The 20463-nt window shown below is 69.8% G+C and carries 16 protein-coding genes and 1 tRNA gene; 6 read left to right on the top strand and 11 right to left on the bottom strand.

Annotated features, from left to right (window positions below):
* Positions 1-417: 417 nt before the first annotated feature.
* A complete protein-coding gene (gene bamD, locus ASG29_RS07545; protein ID WP_055982525.1) occupies positions 418-1392 on the bottom strand; it encodes an outer membrane protein assembly factor BamD in 975 nt (324 codons plus the stop codon).
* Between the two features lie 119 nt (positions 1393-1511).
* On the opposite strand from bamD, the gene ASG29_RS07540 reads away from it, so the two are divergent.
* Together ASG29_RS07540 and ASG29_RS07535 are read left to right on the top strand one after the other, a co-directional pair.
* Positions 1512-2336 (top strand): class I mannose-6-phosphate isomerase, encoded by an 825-nt coding sequence (locus ASG29_RS07540; protein WP_055982524.1) that lies wholly within the window; start codon positions 1512-1514, stop codon positions 2334-2336.
* Positions 2337-2470: 134 nt separating this feature from the next.
* A complete protein-coding gene (locus ASG29_RS07535) occupies positions 2471-3640 on the top strand; it encodes a glycosyltransferase (protein ID WP_055982522.1) in 1170 nt (389 codons plus the stop codon).
* Here ASG29_RS07535 and ASG29_RS07530 read toward each other — a convergent pair.
* The 4 genes from ASG29_RS07530 to yajC form a co-directional block, all read right to left on the bottom strand.
* On the bottom strand, positions 3628-4005 hold the full coding sequence (locus ASG29_RS07530; RefSeq protein ID WP_055982520.1) for an Mth938-like domain-containing protein: 378 nt from the start codon (positions 4003-4005) through the stop codon (positions 3628-3630). The genes ASG29_RS07535 and ASG29_RS07530 overlap by 13 nt on opposite strands.
* Before the next feature lie 10 nt (positions 4006-4015).
* Complete coding sequence (gene secF / locus ASG29_RS07525; RefSeq protein WP_055982518.1) at positions 4016-4987, bottom strand: protein translocase subunit SecF; 972 nt, start codon at positions 4985-4987, stop codon at positions 4016-4018.
* A gap of 111 nt (positions 4988-5098) precedes the next feature.
* Complete coding sequence (gene secD / locus ASG29_RS07520; RefSeq protein ID WP_055982516.1) at positions 5099-6700, bottom strand: protein translocase subunit SecD; 1602 nt, start codon at positions 6698-6700, stop codon at positions 5099-5101.
* 12 nt (positions 6701-6712) lie between these two features.
* Complete coding sequence (gene yajC / locus ASG29_RS07515; RefSeq protein WP_055985204.1) at positions 6713-7054, bottom strand: preprotein translocase subunit YajC; 342 nt, start codon at positions 7052-7054, stop codon at positions 6713-6715.
* Positions 7055-7189: 135 nt separating this feature from the next.
* Between yajC and ASG29_RS07510 the strand changes: the two genes are divergently transcribed.
* The 3 genes from ASG29_RS07510 (at position 7190) to ASG29_RS07500 (ending at position 9098) form a co-directional block, all read left to right on the top strand.
* Positions 7190-7501, top strand: a complete 312-nt coding sequence (locus ASG29_RS07510) for a putative quinol monooxygenase (RefSeq protein ID WP_055982514.1) — start codon at positions 7190-7192, stop codon at positions 7499-7501.
* 70 nt (positions 7502-7571) lie between these two features.
* Positions 7572-7648 (top strand) — tRNA-Pro (locus ASG29_RS07505).
* An 88-nt stretch (positions 7649-7736) separates the two neighbouring features.
* Positions 7737-9098 (top strand): cation:proton antiporter, encoded by a 1362-nt coding sequence (locus ASG29_RS07500; RefSeq protein ID WP_055982512.1) that lies wholly within the window; start codon positions 7737-7739, stop codon positions 9096-9098.
* A gap of 34 nt (positions 9099-9132) precedes the next feature.
* Here ASG29_RS07500 and ASG29_RS07495 read toward each other — a convergent pair whose 3' ends face one another.
* The 6 genes from ASG29_RS07495 to ASG29_RS07470 all read right to left on the bottom strand — a co-directional run bounded on the left by ASG29_RS07495 (position 9133) and on the right by ASG29_RS07470 (position 17972).
* Entirely contained in the window at positions 9133-10179 is a 1047-nt protein-coding gene (locus tag ASG29_RS07495; protein WP_200932395.1) for a LacI family DNA-binding transcriptional regulator, read from the bottom strand.
* Positions 10180-10184: 5 nt separating this feature from the next.
* Entirely contained in the window at positions 10185-11696 is a 1512-nt protein-coding gene (locus ASG29_RS07490; RefSeq protein WP_055982509.1) for a tryptophan halogenase family protein, read from the bottom strand.
* Positions 11693-12655 (bottom strand): cupin-like domain-containing protein, encoded by a 963-nt coding sequence (locus ASG29_RS07485; protein ID WP_055985202.1) that lies wholly within the window; start codon positions 12653-12655, stop codon positions 11693-11695. The genes ASG29_RS07490 and ASG29_RS07485 overlap by 4 nt, the downstream gene beginning before the upstream one ends.
* Positions 12656-12695: 40 nt before the next feature.
* Positions 12696-13397, bottom strand: coding sequence for a SapC family protein (locus ASG29_RS07480; protein WP_055982507.1), 702 nt, complete (start codon positions 13395-13397; stop codon positions 12696-12698).
* Positions 13394-14902, bottom strand: a complete 1509-nt coding sequence (locus tag ASG29_RS07475) for a tryptophan halogenase family protein (RefSeq protein ID WP_055982505.1) — start codon at positions 14900-14902, stop codon at positions 13394-13396. The genes ASG29_RS07480 and ASG29_RS07475 overlap by 4 nt, the downstream gene beginning before the upstream one ends.
* Before the next feature lie 76 nt (positions 14903-14978).
* Entirely contained in the window at positions 14979-17972 is a 2994-nt protein-coding gene (locus tag ASG29_RS07470; RefSeq protein ID WP_321163188.1) for a TonB-dependent receptor, read from the bottom strand.
* Positions 17973-18181: 209 nt separating this feature from the next.
* Between ASG29_RS07470 and ASG29_RS07465 the strand changes: the two genes are divergently transcribed.
* Positions 18182-20419, top strand: a complete 2238-nt coding sequence (locus tag ASG29_RS07465; protein WP_055982501.1) for a beta-glucosidase — start codon at positions 18182-18184, stop codon at positions 20417-20419.
* The last annotated feature ends 44 nt before the right edge of the window (positions 20420-20463 follow it).

Here is a 20463-nt window from a genome sequence, read left to right as displayed (position 1 = left end):
GGTGTTCACCGGATCGTCGCCGAGGGCAGATTCGTCATGCCGGGCCTGTCCCGGCATCCATGGTGCCGCGAGAGCACAGGCGGTTGCTCCTGGCGGCACCATGGACCCCGGAACGGGTCCGGGGTGACGGGGAGGTGTCGGCGCTGGCCCGTGTTTCAGGTTCGTCCCGCCTTTGCGGAGCCGGGGATCAAAACACCGGTCTCACAGCCAAGCCGACGGCAGCGGTGTCCACCGAAACGTCGCCAAAAGCGACTCTGTCATGCCGGGCCTGTCCCGGCATCCATGGCGCCGCGAGAGCGGAAGCCGTTGCTCCTGGCGGCACGATGGACCCCCGAACAGGTCCGGGGTGACGGTGTGGTGTCGGCCCCGGCCTGCGTTTCGGAACCGTCCCGCTATCCCCTACCCGGCGAACAGGGATCAGGGAACCGGGGTCGCGGCGGGATCGGCGGCGCCGGACGTGGCGGGGGTTCCCGCATCGCCGCCCGTCGTCGCGGGCGTCGGCGCGGTGACGGCGCCGGTGGAGGGCGGCGCGGTCGTCGCCTCGCCCGGCACGCCCTTCGCCCCGCCGGCGCCGATGACGACCGGCGCGCCGGGCGCCAGCGGCGCGATCGGCGTCGACGGATTGTCGCGCATCAGCTTGTACGCCCGTTCATACCAGTCGCTGCCCGGGTAATTGGCGCCCAGCACCGCCGCCGCCTTCTCCGCCTCGTTGCGGACGCCCAGCGCCAGATACGTCTCGGTCAGCCGCATCAGCGCCTCGGGCGCGTGGGTCGTGGTCTGGTAATCGTCCACGACCTTGCGGAAGCGCAGCGTGGCGGACAGCCACTGGCGACGGCGTTCGTAGAAGCGCCCGATCTCCATCTCCTTCCCCGCCAGGTGATCGCGCACGAGGTCGACCTTCAGCCGCGCGTCGGCGGCGTAGCGGGTGTTGGGATAGCGGCGGACCAGTTCGCCCAGCGCGTCCTGCGCCTGCGCGGTGATCTTCTGGTCGCGGGTCACGTCGCCGATCTGCTCGTAATAGCTGAGCGCGATCAGGTAATAGGCGTAGGGCGCGTCGCGGTTGCCAGGATGGACCGACAGGAAGCGCTGCGCGCCCTGGATCGCCTCAGTATAATCGCCGTTCAGGTAATAGCTGAACGCCCCCATCAACTGCGCGCGGCGGGCCCAGACGGAATAGGGATGCTGGCGCTCCACCTCGTCGAACAGCGCCGCGGCCTCCTTGTACCGGCCCTGGTCGAGCCGGCCCTTCGCCGCGGAATACAGCGTGCCGACGTCGCGCGCGACATAGGGCAGGTCGGTGGCACCGCCGCTCTTCCCCGCGCATCCGGCGAGGGCGAGGGCGGCGACGGCGGCGAGGCCCGCGGACAGCGGGCGGACGAACGGGATACGCATCGGTGCGGGCCTTAGCGCAGCGCGAGGCCCCACGCCAACGGCTTTCGCGCGCGCGGAACGGCTGGCATGGGGCGGCGTTGCCAGCATGCGCCCCGCGCCGTTCCCGAAAAGGAGTTCCGATGCCCGCCACCCTGCTCGCCACGAAGCGCGTCGAGAAGCCGTGGGGACGGCACCGCCTGTATCCCGGCTTCCCCGACCCCGCCCCCGACGCCCCCCCGATCGGCGAGGTGTGGTTCCAGTCGCCGCACCCGGAGGAGCCGGAACTGCTCATCAAATATCTGTTCACGAGCGAGAAACTGTCGGTGCAGGACCATCCGTCGGACGAGGAGGCGCGCAAGCGCGGCCTGCCGCGGGGCAAGGACGAATGCTGGACGATCCTGGCCGCGGAGCCCGATTCGACGATCGCGATCGGCCCGCTGGCACCGATGACGCGCGAGGAATTGCGCGCCAGCGCGCTGGACGGATCGATCGAGCACAAGCTGGACTGGAAGAAGGTCCGCGCGGGCGATTTCTATTATTCGCATTCCGGCGTGATCCACGCGATCGGCGCGGGCCTGACGCTGATCGAGGTGCAGCAGAATTCGGACACGACCTATCGCCTGTACGATTACGGGCGCGACCGCGAACTGCACCTGGACGACGGGGTCGCGGTCGCGGACCTCGACCCGTGGACGCCGCCATCGGCGCCGGGCGAGGTCGCGCCGGGGCGCACGATCCTGGTCGAGGGGCCGAAATTCGTCCTGGAACGCTGGGGCGGCGGCGACCGCGCGATCGACCTGCCCGAGGGGAAGCAGGGCTGGCTGGTCCCGATCCGCGGGCACGGCGTCGTCGCGGGGGTGGCGTGGAAAGCGGGCGAATGCGTGCTGGTGACGGGGCCGGAGGCATTGCACGCGTCGGTCGATGCGGACCTGCTGTTCGCCTATGTCGGGGAGCGGCGGATGTAGGTTCGGCGACCGGCGTGTTATTGTAACCGTCTGTGCTCCCGCGAAGGCGGGAGCCCAGCCTGGGTCCCCGCCTTCGCGGGGACACAAAGGGCGTGACCTCGCCTTAACCCTGCGCCGCTAGACCCGCCCCCGCGATGCTGCGCGTGGTCACCCTCTCCTCCCTGTTCCCCGACGCGACGCGGCCCAATTTCGGCGTGTTCGTGGAGCGGCAGACGGTCGGCCTCGCGGCGCATCCCGACGTCGCGCTGCGGGTCGTCGCGCCGATCGGGCTGCCGCCCTTCCCGCTGTCGCGCCACGCGCGCTATCGTGGGCTGGCGGGGCTCCCGCGGCGCGAGACGTGGCGCGGGCTCGACGTCCATCGCCCGCGCTTCCTGGCGGTTCCCGGCACTGCGGGACGCTTCCACGCCCGCGCGCTGGGCCGCGCGGTCGCGCGCGTCCTCGATCCGATCGCGGGCACGTTCGACGTGATCGACGCCAGCTTCTTTTTCCCCGACGGCGTGGCAGCGATCGGGCTGGGGCGGCGCTACGGCGTGCCCGTGTCGATCAAGGCGCGGGGCGCGGACATCCACCACTGGGGTCGGGCCCCCGCGACCGCGGCGCAGGTGCGGCGCGCGGGGCTGGCGGCGGACGGCCTGCTGGCGGTCGGCGCCGCGATGCGCGACGACATGGTCGCGCTGGGGATGCCGCCCGACCGCATCCGCGTGCACCACACCGGAGTCGACCAGACCCTCTTCGCCCCGCGCGACCGCGCCGCGGCGAAGGCCGCGCTGGGGCTGCACGGCCCGGTCGTGCTGTCGGTCGGCGCCTTGATCCCGCGCAAGGGCCACGCGATCGTCCTCGACGCCCTCGCCAGACTGCCGCACGTCACACTGGCGATCGCAGGCGAGGGGCCGGACCGCGGCGCGCTGGAGCGGCGGGCGACACGTCTGGGCATCGCCGACCGCGTCCGCTTCCTGGGCGCGGTGGCGCACGACGACCTGCCCGGCTGGCTGGCGGCGGCGGATGCGATGGCGCTGGCGTCCTCGTCGGAGGGGCTGGCGAACGTCTGGGTCGAATCGCTCTCCTCCGGCACGCCGATCGTCGTCACCGACGTCGGCAGTGCGCGCGAAGTGGTGACCGCGCCGACCGCGGGGCGGATCGTCGCCCGTACGCCCGACGCCTTCGCAGCGGCGCTACGCGACCTGCTGCACGCCCCGCCCGACCGCGACGCCGTCCGCGCGTACGCCGACCCGTTCACGTGGGAGGCGAATACCGCGGCGCTGTACGATCACCTGCGCGGCGTGGTCGCGAACTACAGCGGGTAGAAGGCCGCCGCGATCCGTCGGTCCTCGCTGCGCAGCACGCCCCAGGCGCGCGCCGCGGCGCGGCTGTCCATCGCCTCGATCCCGATGCCTCGCGCGTCCAGCGCCCGGACCAGCGCGCGCGGCGGGTGCGACAGGTCGCGGCCGGTGCCCAGCAGGATGAATTCCGGCACCGGATCGAGGATGGGAGCCAGCGCGTCGATGTCCAGCGCGTCCAGTGCGGGCGGGGTCCACGGATCGGCACGGACCGGGGTCAGCAGCAGCGCGGGATAGACCCCCGTCACGCCCTGCGCATCCTCCACCTTGAAGCCCGCCGCGGACAGCCCGGCGACGAAGGGCCCGGCGGGGCGGGCGGCGTCGATCCTCATCGCCGGGCCGTCACGCGCGCGGCGCGATCCGTTCCGCGTCCTCGATCCCGCCGGTGCGCTTCGCCTCCGCCGCGGCGGGGTCGGCGCGCAGGCCCAGCGTGATGAGCAGCGAGGAGGAGACGTAGATCGACGAATAGGTGCCGACCACGATGCCCAGGATCATCGCCGCGGTGAAGCCGCGCAGCACGTGGCCGCCCAGGAACAGCAACGAACCCAGCGCCAGCAGGATCGTGACCGCGGTCATGATCGTGCGCGGCAGCGTCTCGTTCACCGACAGGTTGATGAGCTCGCGCAATTCCATGCGGCGATAGCGGCGCATGTTCTCGCGGATGCGGTCGTCGATCACGATCTTGTCGTTGATCGAATAGCCCACGATGGTCAGGAACGCCGCGACGATGTTCAGGTCGACCTCGAACTGCGTGATCGCGAAGAAGCCCAGCGCCATCAGCAGGTCGTGGACGATCGCGATGACGGTCGACACGCCGAACTGCCATTCGAAGCGGAAGATCGCGAACAGGCCGATGCCCAGCACCGCCAGCACGACCGCGAGGATGCCGTTGCGGATCAACTCGCCCGACACCTTGCCCGACACGGTGGAATAGCGGCGGAACTGCGCGCCGGGGAATTCGCGCGCCAGCGCGGCCTCCACCTTCTTCACCGCGGCGTTGGTCGCGCCCTCGTCGCCGCCCTGCTGGACGGGCAGGCGGATCGTGATCGTGCGCGGGTCGCCGAACGTCTGCAACTGCGCCTCGCCCACGCCCTGCCGGTCGACGACCTCGCGGATGCGGTCGAGGTCGGGACGCTGCGCGAACCGCTCCTCGATCATCAGGCCGCCTTCGAAATCGACGCCGAAGTTCAGCCCCTTGTAGAAGGTCACGCCGACCGCCAGCACGCTCAGCAGCAACGTCAGCCCGAACGCCCAGCCGCGCAGCCGGACGAAGTCGAAGTTCGTGTCGTCGGGGACGAGTTTCAGGAGTTTCATACTACCTCGTCACCCCGGCGCAGGCCGGGGTCCAGTGCCCAGAGCGCAACGCGTGCGACTCTGGATCCCGGCCTTCGCCGGGATGACGGAAGGAAAGATCGCGGTCGCGCGTCATATATGGATCGTCTTGGGCTTCGCGCGGCGGAGCCACTGCGCGACGAGCATGCGGGTGAACAGCACCGCGGTGAACACGCTGGTGGCGATGCCGATCAGCAGGACGACCGCGAACCCCTTGATCGGGCCGGAGCCGAGCAGGAACATGATGACGCCCGAGATCGCATGCGTCACGTTCGCCTCGAAGATCGTGCGGCTGGCCTCCTTGTAGCCCAGCTCCACCGCCTGCACCACGTTGCGCCCGCGCCGCCGCTCCTCGCGGATGCGTTCGTTGATGAGGACGTTGGCGTCGACCGCGGTCCCGATCGTCAGGACGAAGCCCGCGATGCCCGGCAGCGTCAGCGTGCCGTTGATGAGCGCCATGACGCCCAGGATCACGAACACGTTGATCGTCACCGCGAAGTTCGCGTACACGCCGAACCGGCCGTAGGTCAGCAGCAGGAACGCCGCGACCAGCACGACCGCGACCACGCTGGCCAGGATGCCCGCGCGGATCGAATCGGCGCCAAGGTCCGGGCCGACGGTCGCTTCCTCGACGATCTTCAGATCGACCGGCAGCTTGCCCGAGCGCAGCGCGATGGCCAGCTGGTTTGCGGTTTCGACCGTGAAGCCGCCGCTGATCGAGGCGCGGCCGCCCAGGATCGGTTCGTTGATGTTGGGGGCGGAGATGACGGCATTGTCGAGGATGATCGCGAACGGCTTGTTCACATTCTCCCGCGTCACCTTCGCGAAGCGGCGGCCGCCCTGCCCGTCGAACGTCAGCGACACCTGCGGCGCGTTGGTCTGCGGGTCGAATTCCTGCCGCGCGTCGGACAGCATGTCGCCGGAGATGATCGCATTGCGCTTCACCGCGATCAGCGGGATGCCGCTGGGATTGCCCGGATACGGCAGCACCTGGCTACCCGCGGGCGCCTGCCCCTTGGCCAGCGCCTGCGGATCGACCGCGTTGACGTCGACCAGCTTGAATTCCAGCTTCGCGGTCTTGCCCAGCAGGTCCTTCAGCGCCTGCGGATCCTGCAACCCCGGCACCTGCACGACGATGCGGTTCGATCCTTGCCGGATGATCGTTGGTTCGCGCGTGCCCAGTTCGTCGATGCGGCGGCGCACCACCTCGGTCGCCAGGTCCATCGTCGAATTCACCGCCTGCGTGATGCCCGCGGACGTGGGCGTCAGGACGAAGCGGCTGGTGTCGACGACCTGAATGTCCCATTCGCGCTGCCCGGTCATGCCCGCGCCGCTGCCCGTGATCGCCAGCAGGCGTTCGCGCGCCGCGTCCACCTGACGCGGATCGCGCAGCAGGAACGACAATTTGCCGCCGCGGCTGGAAATCTCGCCAATCTCGATCCGCGGGTCCTGCCGCCGCATCTCGGTCTGCACCTGCTCGCGCATCGCCTCGACCCGCGCCGCGGCGACGTCGTTCGTATCCGCCTCCAGCAGCAGGTAGCTGCCGCCCGCCAGATCCAGGCCGAGGTTCACGCGCGGCGCGAAGGCCCATCCCTGCGTATAGCGTTCGGGCAGGAAGCTGGGGATCGACAGCGCGCACAGCACCGCCAGCGTCAGCCAGATCGCGGCGACCTTCCAGCGCGGGAAATCGAGCATCAGTCGCCCGCCTTAATCATTGGCCGGCTTGCCACCGCCCGGCGCGGTGACCTCGGCCAGCGTCGCCTTCACGACGCGGACGCGCGTGTTCGGGGCGATCTCGACCTCCACGGTCGCGTCCTCGACGCGCGTGACCTTGCCCAGAAGGCCGCCCGCGGTGACGACCGAATCGCCCTTCTTCACCGCGGCGACCGACGCCTGCAACGCCTTCATGCGGCGTTGCTGCGGACGGATCATCAGGAAGTAGAAGACGATGAAGACGAGGAACAAGGGCGCGAGGCCGATGATGCCGCCGAGGGCACCACCCTGGGCGGCACCGGTGGCCGCTTGCGCGTAGGCGGGAGAGATGAGCATCGGAATCCCGTGCATGACGAATGACGCGGACGCGAAGGGCGCCCGCCGGAAGCGTCGAGCCGCTATCACCCCTTCCGCGATGGCGCAACACGCGCGGCGGCGCTACGACGCCACGAAACGAGCGAGAGGACACGCATGACGATCATCCTGATGGGCACGATCCAGCTGGCCGCGGGCGAGGGCGCGAAGGCCGCCACGCTGCTGGCCGACCACGCCGCGGTCGTGCGGACCGAGGAGGGGTGCGAGGAATACGCCTTCTCCTTCGACGCCGCCGATCCCGACACGATCCGCGTCGCCGAACGCTGGGCCTCGCCCGAGGCGCTGGCCGCGCATGGGCAGGCGGACCACCAGAAGGCGTTCGGCCGCGCGCTGCGCGCCCATGCGCCGCAGGGAATGCACATCGACGCGTGGGACGGGACCTTCTGGCGCAACATCATCGGCGGCTGATGCTTGTTGCATCCGCGCGCGCCGCCGCGTAGAGGCGCGCGCTTGGAGCCCGTCCGCGGGCTCCTTCGGTCGGGGCGTAGCGCAGCCTGGTAGCGCATCACACTGGGGGTGTGGGGGTCGCAGGTTCGAATCCTGTCGCCCCGACCAATTTCTCGCAGCGATGGATGGCATGTCGCGCGGGGCGTCGCGGGCGGCGGGCCGTGCGTGATGCGCAACCGGGGCGGGGGAGCGCGCGATGGCCGATATGTGGGACAGTTTCCGGACGACGCTGACCGGGTTGCTGTCCGCCCACGGCCCGGTCGGGCCGACCGGCGCGGCGACCTATGCGCCCGGCGACTTCAGCATCCATTTCTTCCTTCAGCTCGCGATCATCATCCTGACCTGCCGCCTCGTCGGCTGGCTGGGGCAGAAGCTGCTCGCGCAGCCGCAGGTGGTGGGGGAGATGATCGCGGGCGTGGTCCTGGGCCCGTCGCTGCTTGGCCTGGTCTTCCCCGACGTCCAGGCCGCGATCTTCCCGAAGGAGACGAAGAACGTCCTGTACGTCGGCGCGCAGCTGGGCGTCGCGCTGTACATGTTCCTCGTCGGCCTGACGCTGCGGCTCGACCATTTCCGGTCGAAGGCGAGGAGCGCGGCGGCGGTGTCCGCCTCCGGCGTCGTCGCGCCGTTCGTGATCGCGGCGCTCATCACGCCGCTCCTGCTCGACATCCCCGGCCTGTTCGCCCCCGGCATCGGGCGCGCGAACGCCACATTGTTCATGGGCGCGTGCATCGCGCTGACCGCCTTTCCCATGCTGGCGCGCATCATCAACGAACGCGGCCTCGCCGACAGTCCGCTGGGCACGCTGTCGCTGACCGCGGGGGCGTTCGACGATGCGGCGTCGTGGTGCGTGCTGGCGGTGGTGCTGGCGACGTTCGGGGGCGGCAGCGGGCTTGCCGTCGTCGCGATCGGGGGCGCGTTCCTGTACGCCGGGTTCCTGATCCTGTTCGGCCGCCGCCTGCTCGCCCCGCTGGGCCGCGCGGTGGAGGCGCGCGGCGAGATGAGCATGACCGTCCTGGCGATCGTGCTGGCATTGTTCAGCCTGTCCGCCTTCATCATGGACGCGATCGGCATCCACGGCATCTTCGGCGGATTCATCCTGGGCGTGTTCATGCCGCGTGGGGCTTTCGTGGAGGAGATGAAGCGGAAGGTGGAGCCGGTCGCGGTCGTCATGCTGCTGCCGATGTTCTTCACCTATTCGGGGCTGAACACGCGGATGGACATGGTCAATTCCGCGTCGCTGCTGCTGGTCGCGCTGGGCATCCTGGCCGCGTCGATCGCGGCGAAGTTCGGCGCCTGCTACCTCGCGGCGCGCGCCTGCGGGGAGGACAATCGCACCGCGCTGGGCATCGGGGCGCTGATGAACTCGCGCGGGTTGATGGAGCTCATCATCATCAACATCGGGTTGCAGAAGGGCATCATCGGCCCGACCCTGTTCTCGATGCTGGTGCTGATGGCGATCGTCACGACGATGATGGCGGGGCCGTTGTTCGAATATGTCTACGGCCGCAAGGCGCGCGAGAGCGGGGAACTGGCCAGCCTGATCGCCGCGGGCCGGTAGCGTCGCGTCACCGCGGCGGGCCGGTCGAACCGCGTCACCGCGGCGGGGCGGTCGAGCCGCGTACCGCCAGCGCGGCGGGAACGACGACGGGCGTGTCGGGCACCGGGCGCCCGGCGCGTTCGTCGATGATGAGCTCCACCGCCCGCGCGGTCACCGCCGCGATCGGCTGCACCACCGCGGTCAGCGGCGGGTGCGAGAAGCGCGTGATCGGCGTGTCGTCGAAACTGACCAGCGACAGGTCGCGCGGCACGTCCAGCCCGCGCCCGCGCGCCAGTTCCAGCGTGGCCAGCGCCATCTGGTCGCTGCTCGCCACGATCGCGGTGACGCCGTCCAGCGCCAGCAATTTCTCCGCCGCCGCGCGCCCGGACGCATAGGTGAAATCGCCCGCCACCAGCAGGTCGTCGACCGGCAGGTCCGCCGCCGCCATCGCGGCGCGCCACCCGTCGACGCGCCACTGGCTGAGGCCGTATTCGGGATCGCCCGCGATGAAGCCGATGCGGCGATGGCCCAGCGCCACCAGATGCCCGGTCGCCGCCTGCGCCGCGCCCTCGTCCCCCATCGTCAGCGCGAAGCCCGGGCCGTCCATCAGCGATCCGACGCGCGCGAAGCTGATCCCCTGCGCCGCCAGCAATCGGGTGATGAGGGGATTTTCCGAATGCGGCGGGGTCAGGATCACGCCGTCGGGCTGCAACGCCGCAATCGCCGCGGACAGTTCGCGTTCGATATGGTCGCTGTGCGTGTCGACCAGTTCGAAGATCAGGCGATACCCATGCTCGGCGCATTTCAGCATCCCGCCCAGCAGCATCTGGTCGACCCAGTCGGTCCCCTGCCGGCTGGTCCAGTCCGCGATCGTGCGGTCGCGGTCGTTGAGCGCCAGGATCAGGTACGAGCGCGACCCGCTCATCCGCTGCGCCGCGATCGAGGGGACGTAGCCCAGCTTGTCGATCGACGCCTGCACCCGCGCCGCCATTTCGGGGCGGACGTTGGGTTCCTTGTTGATGACCCTGCTGACGGTCTGCAACGACACGCCCGCATCGGCCGCGACGTGGCGGATCGTGACCGCCTGCCTTCGCCGGGGCATGGGGATCAGGCCGCCTGCGCCGGGGTCGCGGCGCCGCAATAATGCGCGACGTACTCGGCATGCGACGGCAGCCCAGCGACGGTACGCGCGACATCGTCGCGCAGGCCGCCCAGGAACCGGTCCAGTTCCGCATCGCGCAGCTTCGCGGCGACGGGATGATAGGATCGCGGCACGATCCCCTGCCCGATCATCACCTGCACCCAGCTGTTCTCCGCGAACAATTCCTCGTTCCGGCGGAAGACGCGGCCGGTCTCGCGGAACAGCTCGATCTTCTGCCGCAGCGTGTCGGGCACGTCCATCGCGGCGCACTGCCGCCAGAACGGCGAATCGCGCCGGTCGGTGACGTGGTAGTGCAGGATCAGGAAGTCGCGGATCTGCTCCATGTCCTGCGCCTGCTGGTCGTTGAATTCCGCCACGTCGCGCGGGCTGATGTCGCCCGCGGGCATCATCCGGATCAGGCGGATGATCGCGCGCTGGATCAGGTGGATGCTGGTGGATTCCAGCGGCTCCATGAACCCGCCCGACAGCCCGATGGCGACGACGTTGCGATGCCATTGCTTCCGCCGTGCGCCTGTGGTGAAGGCGATGTGGTTGGGCGTCGTCAGCACCTTGCCCTGCACATTGGCCAGCAATCGTTCCAGTGCGGCGTCGCGCGACAGGTAGCGGCCGCAGAAGACGATGCCGTTGCCGGTGCGGTGCTGCAACGGGATGCGCCATTGCCAGCCCGCGTCGTGCGCCGTCGCGCGCGTGAACGGCACCGCGGGCCCGACGCTTTCGGTCTGCACCGCGATCGCGCCGTCGCACGGCAGCCAGTGGGTCCAGTCGTCGAACCCGGCATGGAGCGCGCCCTCGATCAGCAGCGCACGAAAGCCGGTGCAGTCGAGGAACAGGTCGCCCTCGATCCGCTCCCCGCTTTCCAGCGTCAAAGACGCGACGTCGCCGCTTTCGCCATGCAGGTCGACCGCCGCGATCTTCCCCTCGACCCGGCGCACGCCGTCCGCCTCCGCCATCCGGCGCAGGAACGCGGCGTAGAGCGACGAATCGAGCTGGTACGCGTAGTTCATGCGATCGTCGGGCAGGTGCGCGAACTTCCCCGCCTCCGCCGCGCGCAATTCCAGGCAATAATCGTCGTACGGCTGGTCGTGGCCCATCGCCGCGCCGTGGCGCCAGAAATGCTGGAACCCCGCGGACCAGTGATCCTTTCCCGTCGTCCCGAACGAATGGAAATAGGTCGAATCAGGCGTCCGCCACCCGTCGAAGCGGATGCCCAGCTTGAACGTCGCCTGCGTCGCGCGCATGAACTCCGCCTCGCCGATGCCGAGCAGGCGGTTGTAGGTGACGAGCGGCGGGATCGTGCTTTCGCCCACGCCCACGGTCCCGATCGCCTCCGATTCGACCAATGTCACCGACACGGTCCGCCCCATCGTCCGCGCGATCGCGGCGGCGGCCATCCATCCGGCGGTGCCGCCGCCGGCGACGACGATGCGGCGGGGGGTGCGGGGGTTCTGGTCTGTCATCGGCTCAACTGCTGGAGGAGGAAGCCGCGGATGCGCGCGGCGCTTTCGGGGGTCAGCGGCGCCAGCACGCTGCGCGCATCGGCGGGGATATGCGCGGTCACCGCATCGCCGCCGTCGAACACATAATGGTCGAACATGGCGCGCCAGTGCGCCTTCTCGTCCGCGGGCAGGTCGCGGATCGCCATCATCGCATGGGTCAGCGCATCCTGCGGCTGCCCCATCCACGCCGGCGTCTCCCGCCACCAATAGTTCAGCAGGACGTTGAAGTCCGCCAGCCCCTCGACATGATGCCACCACATCGCGGGGATGAAGACCGCGTCGCCCGCGTCCAGGTCCGCGACCTGCGCATGGTCCAGTGCGTCGCGGAAGCGCGGATGCGCGGCGAAATCGGGAGCGTGGAAATCGACCATCGATATCGTCCGCCCCGCGGGCGTGTTGTCGACCGGGCCGAGGTACAGGTTCGCGAACTGGTCGCGCGGGAAGATCGTGAAGCGCCGCCGCCCGACCGCGACGCACGCCAGGTTGTTCGGCGTATCGTTATGCGCCGCGATCCGGCTGCGCGTCCCCATCCACAGGCTGGCGATCGGGTCGCGATCCCCCAGCGGGACGTGATTGGCCTCGTGCAGGCCCTGGAAGAAATCGTGCACGTCGACCGAGCCGAGATAGACCGCGGGCGCATCGTCGCGCCCCTCGCTGGCGTCGATCCGCGCGAAGATGTCGGGCAGGGTCGCGCGCGCCTCGCGGAAGTTCATGCGCATGGCCGCGTCGTAGAACAGCCGCCCGCCGCTGCCCGGCGCGCCGACCGACACCGCGAAGGCACGGTCGCGGTGATGCCGCAGCAGATAGGCGCGCGCATCCCGCGCCGAGCGGCGCCCCGCCTGCACCAGTGGCCAGTGGGCGACCAGCCCGCGCACCACGAACGGCCGGTCCGCGTCGCGCAGCCGCCGGTCGAGGTCCATCGCCTCCACCTCCGGCACGCGCGCGATGTCGGCCAGGACGTCAGCCACCGGCGGCGTTCTTTCGCGCCACCAGCCGCCCGATATTCCCCAGCGACGCGACCGCCATGAACAACGGCAGCAGATGCCCGTCGCGATGCAGATCGCCCAGCGCGGCGGCGTCGAGTGCGCGCAGCCGCTCCTCGTCCACGCTCAGGAACCCCACCAACCGGTTGGTCGCCCCGCTGTCCAGCGTCACCTCCAGCGTCAGCGGCTCCAGCAGGTCGTAGCGTTCCAGCGCGGTCACGAACGCCGCCGCCGCGCGATAGCCCGCGTCGAGCCGCCCCAGCCGTTCCACCACGCCCTCGAAATAGGGCGTCGCACGGCCCAGGTCGTCGAACACGCGCACGCCCTCCCCGCCCGCGGAGATGCGCGGGTGATCCATGTCGACATGGACCTGCGCGCTTTCCCCGCCGCGCCCGATCAGGAACGGCTGGATATCCATCGCCAGCGGCACGTAGCGCGCGTCCCAGCGGTCGCCGGCGAGGTACAGGTTCTCGCCATTCTCGAACCCCAGCAGCGCATAGGCGTCGACCCGGTCGCGCGTCGCGTTCTGGCGGAACAGGATGGCGTATTCGTCCTGCGCGCGGCGGAATTCGTCGGGGGTCAGCAGGCACGCCATCTGCGCGTCGCCGCGATCGGCCCCGCGCGATGTGTCGATCCGCAGGGTGCGGTGGTCGTCGGCGTTCAGGATCGCATGGGTCATCGGGCAAGGCGTTCCATCGGTCGGGACAGCGCGTCGAGATACGCGCGGTGGGTGGGCAGCGCGGCGGTCAGCGCGCGCACCTGCTGCGGCACCTGCGCCAGCGGATCGTCCGCCGCGCCCGCGACCGCGACCGCGACCGCGGGCGGCACGGGGAAGCCCATGCCGTACAGGATGTAGCGATAGCTGGCGGCGGGGAACACCTCCTCCGCATCGGGCAGGTCCGCGTCCGACGGCGGCTGGTGCCGCCATGCGTCGAGCAGGTCGCGCAGCCGCGCCGGGATCGACGCGGGATCGCGATGCGCCCGCCAATAGGGTCCGGTGCGGCGGCTCAGCACGTAATGCAGCTTCAGGAACTCCACGATCCGGTCCCAGCGATAGCGGAACGCGGCGTTGAAGCGCGCCGCCGCGGCGGGGAAGGCGTCCGTGGTCGCGGGGAAATTGGCGATCAGGTGATCCAGCGCCAGCTCGATCGTGACGATCGCCGACGCCTCCAGCGGCTCCAGGAACCCCGCCGACAGCCCGACCGCCAGGACGTTGCCGTGCCAGAAGCGCGCGCGATGCCCCGACCGGAAGGTCAGCCGCCGGAAGCTCGCGTCCGGCACCCCGAGGTACGCCGACAGCGTCGCCGCCGCCGTATCGTCGTCCATGAACGCGGACGCATAGACGCACCCCACGCCGCGCCGCGCCGGCAGGCCGATGTCCCAAATCCATCCGGCGGCATGCGCGGTGGCGTTGGTGGTCGACGCGATCGGGGAGCCGGGCGCGACCGGCACCTGCACCGCCAGCGCGCGATCGTTGAACAGGACGTCGGAACGGTCGACGAACTTCACTCCCATCGCGCCGCCGATCAGCAGCGCGGCATGGCCGGTGCAATCGAGGAACAGGTCGCCCGCGATGGCCCCGTGCGCGCGCGTCGCGACCGCGGCGACGTCGCCCGCGTCGGTCCGGTCGACGCGTTCGACATGGTCGCGCACGTGCCGGACGCCCAGTGCCAGCGCGCGGTCGCGCAGCAGCACCGCCAGCTTTCCCGCGTCGAGGTGATAGGCGTAGTTCAGCGCGCCCGCATAATCGGGCATCGCGCGCTGCCGCGGGGCGAGGTCCTGTTCCGCCACCTGCGGCTGCGGGCCCATCGCCTGCGCGAAGGGCAGGCCGCCCGCCTGCCAGCCTGCGACCAGCGCGCGTGGGTCGCCGCCCGCGGGCGCGGTGAACGGGTGGTGGTAGCTGTCGCCGGCGTCGCCCGTGACCCAGCCGTCGAAGCGCGACCCCTGCTTGAACGCGGCGTCGCAGCCGCGCAGGAAATCCGCCTCCGCGATCCCGATCGCGGCCAGCGTCCGCCGCATCGTCGGCCACGTCCCCTCGCCCACCCCGATCGTGGGCACGTCGGGACTTTCGACCACGGTCACCGCCAGCGCGCCGGGGCGCGCCGCGGCGGCGAGGCGGCACGCCGCCAGCCAGCCCGCGGTGCCCCCGCCGACGATGACGATATGGGAGACGGAATGCGACATGCCGCTCACCTGACTATCGGATGCACCCGTGAAGCGGAAGGCGTCCCTCGCATGCGGGACGCCTTCCGCTTCACCGTCAGAAGTTGACGCGTACGCCCGCCGCATAGCGGGCGAAGCCCGGCTGCGCGAAGGTCGTGAACTCGTCCGAGCGGCGATGCCCGCGGCGCCCCTCGCCGGTCAGGTTGATCCCTTCCGCGAACACGGTCAGGCCCTCGCGAAGTTCGTAGCTCATGCTGGCGTCGACCTGGCCATAGGCATCGACGTACGTCGGGTTCGGGTTCCCGCCGGCGTAGAATTCCGCGCGCCAGTTATACGCCACGCGCGCCTGGAAGCCGTATTTGTCGAAGAACAGCACCGCATTCGCGCTGTCCGACAGGCCCGCCAGCGCGAACTGCCCGACATTGGGGTCCAGCGCGTTGTCGAACACCGCGTCGCCGTTCACGATCGTGTAGTTCAGGATCGTGCCGAAGCCGGTGTCCCAGAAGCTGTGCTGGATCGCGAATTCGAACCCGTCGATCGTCGCGGTCTGGTCCGAATTGAACGGCGTCTGGACGCGGAAGTTGACCAGGCCGTCCTCGGGCAGGCCGAAGATGCGCCCCTGGTAGCGGCCGTTGGGGTCCAGCGTCGGCGTGCCGTCCGGATTGCGCAGGACCTCCACCGAAGCGGGATAGTTGCGCAGGATATAGTCGCGGATCGCCCCGACGTCGGTCGTATTGCCCAGCGCCGCCTGCGCCGCGCGGAAGCGCGGGCCGTCGGCGGGATTGCGCAGGTCGAACGCGCTCTGTTCGACTTCCTGCGAGTTGATGAAATTCTCCACCTTCTTCCGGAAATATCCGGCGGAGATGTAGCTGTCGCGACCGTAATACCATTCCGCCGACAGATCGATGTTCTTCGACAGGAACGGCACCAGGTTCGGATTGCCGCGATTGCCGCCGCCGCCCGCGATGCCGAACTGGCGGTTCAGCGTCAGGCCGCCCTGCAACGCGGTGTAATCCGCGCGCGTGATCGTGTGGCTGTACGATGCGCGCAGCTTCACGTTCTGCAACGGCTGGAAATCGAAATCGATCGCGGGCAGCCAGTTGTCGTAATTGCCCTTGTTGGTCAGGAATTCGCTGTTGGGCGAATAGAGGATGTTGAACTCGCCCGCCGCGACCCATGCCGCGCCCGACGGCACCGGCGTCAGCGCGGAGGAGGCGACCGTCGTCTGGTCGTAGCGCACGCCCGCGATGATATGCGCCTCGCGCCCGAACACGTCGAACTTCGTGTTCGCCTGCACGTAGGGCGAGATCGTCTTTTCCGAAATGCGCCGGTCGGTGTCGAAATTGGCCAGGCAATTGCCGTCGCCGCCGCAGATGCCGAAGCGGCTGTCGAGCAGGTCGACCATCCGTTCGAAGTTGAAGCGGTAATAGGCCGGGATGATCCCCGCGCCCGATCCCGACACGCCGCTGAACTTGTCGGGCAGCGACACGCGCTCGAACAGGTCGTCGGGCAGGTCCGCGGGCGTGCCCACGCCGCCCCAGGTGTCGTTCTGGACGAAGCCGTAGGCCGACCGCACCTTGTTCTCGACGAACGAGAAACCGAAGTCGAGCGAATCGAGGAAGTCGCCGTCGTGGTCGTAATGACCCTTCAGCTGGACCTGGTTGATCTCGTCGCGGAAATACGCGTTGCGGAACGAATTGCCCGTGGCGTTGATGAGCGCGGGGTTCAGCGCGTCGATGCCCGGATACATCTGGTACGAGATGACCGGCAGGTCGTTCTCGAAATTCACCGTCTGCGCCTGCACGCCGAAGATCGCGGTGCCGACCGACGTGCTGGTGCCGAAGCGGTTCGTCGGCTTCGATTCCGCGGTCGAGTGATGCGCGTCCAGCGACACGGTGACGCCGCCCGGCGCCTCCCACGTCAAATTGCCGCCGAACGACTTGTTCTCCGACAGGTTGGACGTCAGCGAACCGCTGTACGACAGGTCCTTTCCGGGTCCGAACCGCTCGGTGTAGAAGATCGGACCCGCGACCGGGCCGTCGGTCCACGCGCTGGACGTGTCGCCGAAGTTGAACCACACGCCCACGCTGCTGTCGCGCGCGGTCACCTTGTTGCGCGAATAGGTGAAGTCCAGCGTCGCGGTCAGCGAATCGCTGGGGCGGAATTGCAGCACCGCCTGCCCGTTGATACGCTCGCGGTCGATGTCGGTCAGGTTGTACGCGGCGCTCTGCGGCACTTCGTACACGTCGGTCTGGTCGGGACGGTTGGTCACGTTCTGCGACCCCGGCGTGCCGTTCTGCGGCAGCGTGCCCCAGTCGTTCTCCGACCCCAGGAACGCGTTGCCGAAGCCCACCGACCCGGTGTTCGTGCTCGCCTTGCGCTTCTGGTAGATGCCGCTGACCAGGATGCCGATGCGGTCGTCCGCCAGCGTGGTGGAGAAGATGCCCGACACTTCGGGCGTGATCTTCGTCCCCTCGTTATAGGATTCGTCGTAGACGCCCTTCACCGCCAGGCTGCCGCGCGTACCCGCCTTGTCGAGCGGGCGCGGGGTGCGGATGTTGATGCTGGAACCGATGCCGCCCGAGGGGACGGAGGCGCGGCCGGTCTTGTAGACCTCGACCGCCGAAATCCCTTCCGACGCCAGGTTGGCGAAGTCGAACGAGCGCGAGGCGGGCGGGCTGGCGCCGTCGCCCAGCGTCGCGGTCGGCATCTGCCGGCCGTTCAGCGTGACGAGATTGTATTCGGGGCCGAAGCCGCGGACCGTGACCAGCGAGCCTTCGCCGTTCTGGCGGTCGATCGACACGCCGGTGATGCGCTGGAGCGATTCGGCCAGGTTGGTGTCGGGGAACTTGCCGATGTCCTCCGCGCTGATCGCGTCGACGACGCCCTGCGAATTGCGCTTGATGTCGACCGCTTCGCGCAGCGACGCGCGGATGCCGGTGACGATCAGGTCGTCGCCCGTTTCCTCTGCGGCGACGGGGGGAGTCTGGATCTCGGACGCGCCGGGGTTGCCGACCGTGGCGGCGGTGTCCTGCGCCGCGGCGGGTGCCGCAATGGCCAGCGCGGAGGCGCCCAGAACCAGATGTGACAAATTGCGAGCGGTGAAGCTGCGCATCCCCTTCCTCCCCATATATATCAGCGCCTTCCCCGGCGCCTGTCCGCTTGAGAACGTTCACCTGAAAGCCGGCCCGGTCCTTGTCAAGCCTGCGGCACCGGCGTTAGCGTTATCATCGAGAAGATAGTTGAGAACGTTATCAACCTGTGCTGTTCGTGCCACGCAGAACGGACAGGAGCGGATGGATGCGCAGGATCATGAGGGCGACGCTGGGCGCGACGCTGCTGGCGACGGCGGGCGTGGCCGCAATGGCGCAGGCGCCGTCACCGAATGAGGCGGGCGACGCACGCGCGCGCGCCGACGCGCTGGTGAAGCGGATGACGCTGGATGAGAAGATCGCGCTGGTCCACGGCCTGTTCCCGCCGTTCGCGAAGGGCAAGTCGCGCAACGAACTGATCCCGTCGGCCGGGCATATCGACGGCATCCCCCGGCTGGGCGTGCCGCTGGTGCGCGAGAGCGACGCGTCGCTGGGGGTCGCCAACCAGGTGGAGCAGCGCGCGGGCGACGTCGCCACCGCCCTGCCCTCCAGCCTGGCCACCGCCGCCAGCTTCGACCCCGACATCGCCCGCGCGGGCGGCGCGATGATCGGCGCCGAGGCGCGGGCGAAGCGGTTCAACGTCCTGCTCGCGGGCGGCGTGAATCTGACGCGCGATCCGTGGGGCGGGCGCAATTTCGAATATCTGGGCGAGGACCCATTGCTCGCGGGCGAACTGGCGGGCGCGCATATCGCGGGGGTGCAGTCCAACCGCATCGCCAGCACGGTGAAGCATTTCGCGCTCAACGCGCAGGAAACCGGGCGCATGGTGTACGACGCGCGGATCGGCGAGGCGGATCTGCGGATGAGCGACCTCCTCGCGTTCCAGATCGCGATCGAGAAGGGTCGCCCCGCCTCCGTCATGTGCGCCTATAACAAGGTCGGCGGCGACTGGGCGTGCGAGAACGACTTCCTGCTGAACAAGGTGCTGAAGCGCGACTGGGCCTATCCCGGCTGGGTCATGAGCGACTGGGGCGCGGTCCATTCGACCGTGAAGGCCGCGAACGCGGGCCTCGACCAGCAATCGGGGCAGGAGCTGGACAAGGCGCTGTATTTCTCCGCCCCGCTGAAGGCCGCGGTGGAGAAGGGGCAGGTGCCGATGGCGCGGCTGGACGACATGGTCGCGCGCTACCTGACCGGGCTGATCGACAGCGGTGCCTATGACGCGCCCGTGCCCTCGACCGCGCAGACCCCGCCCTATGTGCGGAACGCCGACGTGGCGCAGCGCGCGGCGGAGGCGGGGATCGTCCTGCTGAAGAACCAGGCCGGGCTGCTGCCGCTGAAGGCGAAGCGCATCCTCGTCGTCGGCGGCGGCGCGGACGTCGGCGTCCTGTCGGGCGGCGGGTCGAGCCAGGTGCGCTCGGTCGGCGGCGCGCCGATCGAGATTCCGCTCGCCTATGGCGGCTCCGCCTCCTTCGCGCGGATCACGTACCACGCCTCCTCCCCGCTCGCCGCGCTGAGGAAGGCGCTGCCCGGCGCGCAGGTGACGTTCGTGGACAGCCGCAACCTGAACGCCACCGTCGCCGCGGCGAAGGCGGCGGACGTGGCGATCGTGTTCGCGACGCAATGGACGACCGAGGCGGACGACGTCCCCAACCTGCGCCTGCCCGATCATCAGGACGCGCTGATATCGGCCGTCGCCGCCGCGCAACCCAGGACGGTGGCGGTGCTGGAGACGGGCGGCCCGGTGCTGATGCCGTGGATCGATGCAGTGCCCGCGGTCGTGCAGGCATGGTATCCCGGCCAGCGCGGGGGGGAGGCGATCGCCAACATCCTGACCGGCCGCGTCAATCCGTCCGGCCGCCTGCCGATCACCTTCCCCGCCACCGCGTCGCAGCCGCCGCGCCCCACCCCCGTCGGCCTCGACCGGATGAGCGCGATGGAGCGACAGGCCGCCGCCGATCCCGCCGCGGGCGCGGGCGTCGCGCTCGACAGCTTCCCGGTCGATTATGTCGAGGGCGCCGACGTCGGCTACCGCTGGTACGAGAAGAAGGCGCTGAAGCCGCTATACCCCTTCGGCCACGGGCTGGGCTACACCAGCTTCGCCTATCGCAATCCGGTCGTCACGGGCGGGCGGACGCTGTCGGTGACGTTCGACGTCGTCAACACCGGCCGCGTCGCGGGTGCGGACGTGCCGCAGATGTACGTCGCGCGCGACGGATCGGGCGCGCCGATGCGGCTCGCGGGCTTCCGCCGCGTGACGCTGAAGCCCGGCGAGGTGCGGCGCGTGACCCTGACCGCCGAACCGCGCGTCGTGGCGGATTACGACACCGCCTTGCCCGGCTGGCGCATCCGTGCGGGCACGTATCGCGTCGCGCTCGCCCGCGACGCCGCCGACCGCACGATCGTGCGCACCGCCACGCTGGAGGCGCAGACGATGCGGCCGTAGGTGCCATCCCTATGTGTCCCCGCGAAGGCGGGGACCCAGTCTGG

Source organism: Sphingomonas sp. Leaf412, assembly GCF_001425405.1.
Lineage (GTDB): Bacteria > Pseudomonadota > Alphaproteobacteria > Sphingomonadales > Sphingomonadaceae > Sphingomonas.
This window is presented reverse-complemented; position numbering and strand designations above follow the sequence as displayed.